General features: G+C 45.6%; 4 protein-coding genes. 2 read left to right on the top strand and 2 right to left on the bottom strand.

What is annotated here, in order from left to right; translation table 11 throughout:
* Nucleotides 1-122: 122 nt before the first annotated feature.
* Nucleotides 123-1,892, top strand: coding sequence for a methyl-accepting chemotaxis protein (locus CAG68_RS20040; RefSeq protein WP_025767924.1), 1,770 nt, complete (start codon nucleotides 123-125; stop codon nucleotides 1,890-1,892).
* An 89-nt stretch (nucleotides 1,893-1,981) separates the two neighbouring features.
* Here the strand turns inward: CAG68_RS20040 and vmeZ are convergent, their stop codons facing one another.
* Nucleotides 1,982-5,134 (bottom strand): multidrug efflux RND transporter permease subunit VmeZ, encoded by a 3,153-nt coding sequence (vmeZ, locus tag CAG68_RS20035; protein WP_161441567.1) that lies wholly within the window; start codon nucleotides 5,132-5,134, stop codon nucleotides 1,982-1,984.
* 8 nt (nucleotides 5,135-5,142) lie between these two features.
* Nucleotides 5,143-6,270, bottom strand: a complete 1,128-nt coding sequence (gene vmeY / locus CAG68_RS20030) for a multidrug efflux RND transporter periplasmic adaptor subunit VmeY (protein WP_017635193.1) — start codon at nucleotides 6,268-6,270, stop codon at nucleotides 5,143-5,145.
* A 419-nt stretch (nucleotides 6,271-6,689) separates the two neighbouring features.
* Between vmeY and CAG68_RS20025 the strand changes: the two genes are divergently transcribed.
* Nucleotides 6,690-7,154 (top strand): dCMP deaminase family protein, encoded by a 465-nt coding sequence (locus tag CAG68_RS20025; protein WP_005373515.1) that lies wholly within the window; start codon nucleotides 6,690-6,692, stop codon nucleotides 7,152-7,154.
* Nucleotides 7,155-7,328: the final 174 nt, after the last annotated feature.

The following is a 7,328-nucleotide window of genomic DNA, read 5'->3' as shown; positions in this document are numbered from 1 at the left end:
ACGTAAGAAAGTGCTGTATTAGTGCATGTCGTTTTCTCGACATGTTAGTTGAACAACGTTTGCTAGCCCTTGGAAATCTCATTGGATTTCTCTTTTTAGTTACTTATTCAGGAAACAACAATATGACTATTAGGCAAAAACTCTACTTCCTCGGAGTTATCGCCATTTTAGGCATCGTGGCCCTTTTGGGTACGTCATCCCATTTTGAAAATAAGAGCAATGATCTTAATCACGCCATCAAACTCGTTGGTGATCTAGAAATACGCTTACTCAACTTACGCAGAAATGAAAAAGATTTCCTACTACGTAGTAATGACAAATATCTAAATAAGTTTGACGCCAATGTTGACAAGTTTATAGACACAGAAAAAGAGCTTGCGAACATACTCAAGAGTAATGAATTACCTTCCAGTCAACAATTTAAGCAAGACTTGCTCGCATACCAAAGGGGCTTTCAGAATCTGGTCAGCGCTTACCAACGATACGGGCTTGATTCAAAGAGTGGGCTTCTCGCTGGTTACGAACAAGCACTATTAGAAGCAAAACAACGTTCAGACCACCAGCAGTTATTGGCATTAGTCCGTTTTGACTCTGCGGTAAAAGCAGGACTATTCAATAGTGACTTGCTTGAGGGGCAATATGCTCCGGAGCTTATCAAAACAGGTAAGCAATTGGCGGCCCAAAAGCAAGTTGTTGGGGTTGCTTATGACAAAGGCCTACTCGGTGAAACTCGCGCATTATCCCATGCCGTAGAAGAGCAATTTGAAACCTTTTCCACAGCCCTTAGCTCTGCTGCCGCACAACGTGATGAACAAATGTCGACCATCAAGCAGGTCATTACAGCTCTGATCTTAGTCGTTATTTTCGCATTGATTTGGCAAATTTCACGTTCAATCAATACGCGAGTGAATAGCTTACTTGGCACCATTCGAAGTATCAGCGAAACGAACAACATGGGACTTCGATCTGATTTGAAAGGTCAAGACGAGCTATTTGATATCAGTCATCACCTCAATGACCTATTGGATAAGCTTGAGCATCTAATTAGTAGTACCCAAGAAAAATCGGCGCAACTCACTGCAAGTACCGATAATATGCATCGTGAGTTAGAAGGCGTTATGGAGCAATTCCACACTCAAACTGACCACACTGCATCAATGGCGACGGCAGTTCAGCAAATGGTTGCCACAATAGGTGAAATCTCAGAAAGCACATCAGTTGCGGTAGAAGGCGTACATCAGGCAGCGAATAATGCCGAACAAGGTCGAGGAGTTGTTGAGGCGACGGTAACCAACATCGGTCAACTAACCACGATTTTATCAAACAGCCAGCAGTCGATTGGCTCGCTGAATCAGCATGTAGATAAAATTGGTGGTGCCGTGAACATCATCCAAGAGATTGCAGAGCAAACCAACCTACTAGCTCTCAACGCAGCAATTGAAGCCGCGCGAGCAGGCGAACAAGGCCGCGGGTTTGCAGTTGTTGCCGATGAAGTACGCGCCCTAGCTAGCCGAACTCATCAATCCACAGAGGAAATCACGCGGGTAGTTGCAGATATTCAAACTCAAATGTCTACAGTTGTTGCTGATATTGATCAATGTAACGATCAAGGGCAACAAACACTTAATGCTTCTGAAAAACTGGATTCTAGCCTGCAACAGATCATCACTGACATGCATTCAATTCAAGGTAATTCGGAGCGCATAGCTTCAGCAATTGAAGAACAAGGTATCGTGATGAACCAAGTTAGCGGTTCAATCACCGAGCTAAACGCAATATCTGAGAATAACATGCAATCCGCTCAGGAATGCTTGCATGAAGTCAACTCTGTCTCTGCTCAAGCTCATGATATGGATGAAGCTGTTGCACAATTCAAAACTGCGCTAAAATAACCCTTTTCAAAATAGAAAGCCCGAGGCAATCATTGCTTCGGGCTTTTTTTCAATTGTCACTTCGTGCTTACTGCGCACTTCGGATGTGATTATTCATCATCAAGAGGAACCAGCTTGGTGTTGCCGCCATGAACTTTCTCACGCTGTCTTTGCACCAGGGCGTAGAAGCCTGGGATCAAGAATGTACCTGCTAGAAGCACACACAATAGACCACCAATCAGCGACACGCCGAGTGAGTTTTGACTGACGTGCCCCGCACTAGCGGCAAAGATAAGCGGGAAGATACCCAGGATAAATGACCAGGATGTCATATTCACAGCGCGGAAACGTAACGTGCCTCCTTTAACCGCTGCACTATCGATATCAGCATCTTTTTCTTCTCGCTCTTGCTTGGCGAACTCCACAATCAAAATTGCGTTTTTCGCCGCCAAGGCTATGAGCAAGACAAGACCAATTTGGGCATACAAGTTAAGCGGCGTGCCAGTTAGATTCAACGCAAGGAAGGAACCTAACGTTGCTACTGGGACCACCAAAATAATAGCCAGTGGAATACTCCAACTCTCATACTGAGCCACCATAAACAAGTAAATGAAGATCAAAGCCAGCGCAAACGCATAAATGGCTTGGTTACCCGCGAGCACTTCCTGATAAGCCATACCTGTCCATTCATACGTGTACCCTTGTGGAAGAACTTCAGCAGCAACGCGTTCCATTGCGGCAATCGCATCACCACTAGAGTAACCCGGTGCTGGTTGGCCTTGAATGATAGCACTGCGGTACATGTTGTAACGCCACGCCACATCAGGCTCAAACACTTGCTCGTAGCTCACTAGCGTACTTAACGGAACCATATCACCGTTCGAAGAACGAACATGGAAACGCTCTAGATCTTCCATGCTGCTACGGTGCTGGCTATCAGCTTGCATGGTTACGCGGAAGTTCTTACCAAACATGGTGAAGTCATTCACATAAAGCGAACCTAAGTTGCCTTGCAAGGTTTGGAAAATAGACGACAGCGAAATACCTAATTGCTGCGCTTTCTCACGATCGATATCAACGTAGTAGTGCGGAACATTCGCGCGGAACGTGCTAAACGTGTAGGCAATTTCAGGCGCTTGGTTAGCCGCTTGGATCATTTCTCCCATGACCATCGACAAGTCGGTACGACTTCGCCCTAGCGTGTCTTCAAGCACAAACTCAAAACCAGACGCAGCGCCCATACCTGGAACCGCCGGTGGTCCCATCGCAAAAACAACCGCTTGAGGTAACTCTGTCGCCGCTCGCCCGTTAATACGTGCCGCGATAGCATTAGCAGAGTGCTCTCCTTGCAGCGAGTTACGAGTATCCCAATCATGCAATTTGATAAATACAGAAGCACCGTTTGATGCTGCTGCGCCTGTCATAAACGAGTAACCATTCGCAACCGTCACACCATCCACACCAGGTTCTTCACCGATCATTTTCATTAAATCATTGGTGACTTCTTCAGTACGTGATAAAGAGGCTGAATCTGGTAGCTGTACGTTAACCAGCAAAATGCCTTTATCTTCTTGAGGAACAAACGCTGTAGAGGTGGTTTTCGCAAAGAAAGTGACCGCTGCGATAGCAACTATAAAGAACGTCACGAGCAGTAAAGACTTCTTCACCAAGAAACCAGCGATCTGGCCATAACGCGTAGTGATGCGCTCTAAGCCTCGGTTGAAAGCCTGGAACCAGTTAGCGGTATTGCCCCCACCCTGCTTCAATACCAGAGAACAAAGTGCTGGAGACAGCGTCAATGCATTGATGGATGAAATAACAACCGAAATACAGATGGTCAAAGCGAACTGGCGATACATGATACCGGTGATACCTGGCAGCATGGCGACGGGTATGAATACCGCAAGTAGAACCAAGGTCGACGTGATGATTGGTCCCGTTACTTCTTTCATCGCTAGCAACGTCGCTTTACGCGGTGAAATGGTTGGGTCTTTCGCCATGGTAGTATCGACGTTTTCGATAACCAGAATCGCATCGTCCACCACGATACCAATCGCAAGGATCAAGCCAAACAAAGTAACCGTATTAATGGTGAAGCCCGTTGCCTGCATGATGGCAAACGTACCAATCAGAGAAACGGGGATCGCGACAACAGGAATCAACGTTGCACGCGCACTACCCAAGAACAAGTAAGTTACAGCGATCACCAATAGAATCGCTTCAATCAGTGTTTTTACTACCCCTTTGATCGATTCAGATACGAACACGGTTGTATCGTAGCTGGTCTCGTATTCCATTCCCTCTGGGAAGTTTTTGCTCAAGCCCTCAAGGAGCTCCATGACGGCCTGACCACTTTCTAACGCATTCGCATCCGATTGAAGAGACAACGCAACGATTGACGCGTCCTGGCCACGGAACTTACCGTTACCATCGTAGAACTTTTTGCCTAGTTCAACGCGAGCAACATCTTTCAGATAAACCGTAGAGCCATTGGGATTAGCTCGAAGGACTACGTTCTCAAACTCACTCACGCTTTCCAAGCGACCTTTGGTCACAAGGTTAAACTGAACTTCTTGCGGATTGTTGTATGGTGCTGCACCTACACGCCCTGCCGCAACTTGAACGTTCTGTTCAGCCAAAGCGGCGTATACGTCTGACGTGGTTAGCTTAAGGTTGGCCATTTTTTCAGGATCTAACCAAACACGCATTGCGTATTCGCCACCACCAATCACGTTAACTTCACTGATACCTTTCGCACGAGCCAACTGATCTTTTACATTCAAGTTAATGTAGTTAATCAAGAACTGATCATCGTATTTGCCATCAGGTGAATAGAAGTTAAGTACCATCAGCAAGTCAGGTGAACGCTTTTTCACCGTCACACCAACCATGCGAACTTCTTGAGGCAGTTTTGACTCAATCTGTGACACGCGGTTTTGCACGTTAACTTGCGCCATATCTGGATCGGTGCCAACATCGAACGTGACGTTTAGGCTGTAAGAGCCATCGTTCGCGCTCTTTGAAGACATGTATATCATATCCTCAACGCCGTTGACTGAGGTCTCTATGGGGTCCGCAATGGCCTGCTCGACAACTTCCGCACTCGCGCCAGTGTAGTAAGCCGAAACGCTTACTGATGGCGGGCTTATCTGTGGGTACTCAGCCACTGGCAAAATCGCCAGTGAGATCGCGCCGGCTAGCGTTAATATGATCGAAATAACCAGCGCGAATTTAGGTCTCTGAATAAAGAAACGACTTAACATAGTGCCCCCTACTGCTTATCTTCAGCAGGTGCTTGAAGGCGCACTTCTACACCATTACGCACACGTTGTAGGCCTTGTGTAATAACCGTATCTTCCTGATCGAGCCCTTCTCGAATGATAATGCCTTGTTCAACCTGAGGGCCAAGCTCGACGTTACGACGCTCTGCCACACTTCCCTCAGCCATCACCATCACAAAGTCACCTTCTAAGTCAGTCTGTACGGCACGTCGTGGGATAACAATAACGTCTTTCGTGTTCTTATCTCTCAAGTTCACTTTGATGTGTTGACCCGGAAGTAACTTCTGCTCTGGGTTTGGCACTAGCGCGCGCATAGCAATCGTACCCGTTTTGGTGTCAATACGATTACCTAAGAAATCAAGCTTACCTAGATGCTCAAAAAACTGTCCATTTTCCAGTTCAAGCTGAACTTCAACGCGGTTTGATTCAGCCGAGCCATCACCTTTTACTTGATCCATACCCATAGCTAAACGCTCACGCTCACTCACACTAAATGAGGTATGAACTGGATCTAAACTCACCAGAGTTGTCAGCACGCCAGATGATGGAGAAACCAGATCACCCGTACTAACTTTGGTATCACTAATACGTCCGCTAAAAGGTGCTCGGATTTGAGTATAGGAAAGGTTAACTTCAGCAAGTTTAAGTTGAGCATTTGCCGCTTCTAGCTCTGCTCTCGCACCAAGAAGTGCCGCAGTTAAAGCATCAAACTCAGATTGAGAGATACTACCGCGAGGCAACAAGTTTTTACCTCGAGTATGATCTAATTCGGCTTTTTTTAGCGCCGCTTTAGCTTGTGCAAGTGCGGCTTTAGCACTCGCGACTTGGGCTTCAAAAGAAGATGGCTCGATAGAGTAAAGGAGCTGCCCTTTTTCTACCATTTGCCCCTCTTCAAAGTGACGAGCTTTTAAGTAGCCAGAAATCTGCGCGGTAATATTGGTATCTTCTACTGCTTCAATGCGACCGATATAAGACTTGCTCGGTTGGTAGTCGATAACCGTGACATCCTGAGTCACTACGAGAGGCGCTTGACCTTTCGTTTGGGCATTATTAGCTTCCCCGCATCCAGCGAGGATTGCTGTAGCCGCCATTAGTGCGACAAGTGGTTTCTTTTGCATGTATTTACCGTCTTTATAGAACAGGATATTGTTGAATTCCTATCAACCTTACTCCTTGCTGCCACTGAAAACTTCACTGAAAAGCGCCCAAGGTGTTTCTAAATGTAAACATGAGAAACAAAAGGAAAATAAAGTAATTTAGTTAACAGTGGTATTCAATGAGCAATATACATACAACTCAATCATAACTATTTAATATACGCCTTAGGAGATCGCGAATTTTAGCGTGTGCTTGGAAACACTAACGGGAGTATTGTATTCGGGCGTAAAGTGAGATTCAGTGCTCAAGATAAGAACGTTTTGTGGCTAAAAAGGTAAAAAGTGACGCCTTCATACTCAAGACCCCGATTTTGACTATTTTTTTAATATAAATGGGTTATCATTCAATTAATTCAACGCCTTCGACAGAGAGGATGACTATGATTTCTAAATGGGCGAAACGCTTTTACCAGATGGCAGAACTAGTGGCGTCTTGGAGTAAGGACCCATCAACACAAGTCGGTGCCGTTATTACTAAACAGAATCGCATTGTATCTGTTGGATTTAATGGCTATCCGCATGGTGTTTCTGACAGTGTCGACACCGATGAGCGCGAGTTGAAATACCTTAAAACACTGCACGCGGAAGAGAACGCAATTTTGTTCTCAAAACGTGACTTAGACGGATGTGATATTTGGGTAACGCATTTTCCTTGCCCTAACTGCGCGGCAAAGATCATTCAAACAGGGATCTCACACGTACACTGCCCTGAGCAGTCTGAAGACTTTTTATCTCGCTGGGGAGATAAAATCCAAGTCAGTCAAGATATGTTCGACCAAGCGGGTGTGAAAGTCGACTGGTTACCGCTAGAAGACATTGAAATTGAAGACAAAGACGTGCGCTAGTATTCCATCTTAATATTTAAATAGCCCAGAGAGATCTGGGCTATTTTGTTATTAAATCTGCAAGAGGTCTCGACGTAGTCTTTTAACTGTGTTTTTTCGCAGTGAGCTCAGCAATTTTGACAATAACGAGTACTGATTTTTCCATCATTTCAACAGAAATAAACTCATGAATTC

Origin of the sequence: Vibrio sp. V42_P2S4T144 (assembly GCF_009904715.1) — a bacterium.
Taxonomy (GTDB): domain Bacteria; phylum Pseudomonadota; class Gammaproteobacteria; order Enterobacterales; family Vibrionaceae; genus Vibrio; species Vibrio alginolyticus.
Note: the sequence above shows the minus strand (reverse complement) of the source record. Positions and strands in the feature narration are given on the sequence as shown.

Excerpts from the sequence above, each read along its gene's own strand:
- vmeZ (WP_161441567.1), bottom strand. The coding sequence starts at position 5,134 with ATGTTAAGTCGTTTCTTTATTCAGAGACCTAAATTCGCGCTGGTTATT.
- CAG68_RS20025 (WP_005373515.1), top strand. The coding sequence starts at position 6,690 with ATGATTTCTAAATGGGCGAAACGCTTTTACCAGATGGCAGAACTAGTG.
- CAG68_RS20040 (WP_025767924.1), top strand. The coding sequence starts at position 123 with ATGACTATTAGGCAAAAACTCTACTTCCTCGGAGTTATCGCCATTTTA.
- vmeY (WP_017635193.1), bottom strand. The coding sequence starts at position 6,270 with ATGCAAAAGAAACCACTTGTCGCACTAATGGCGGCTACAGCAATCCTC.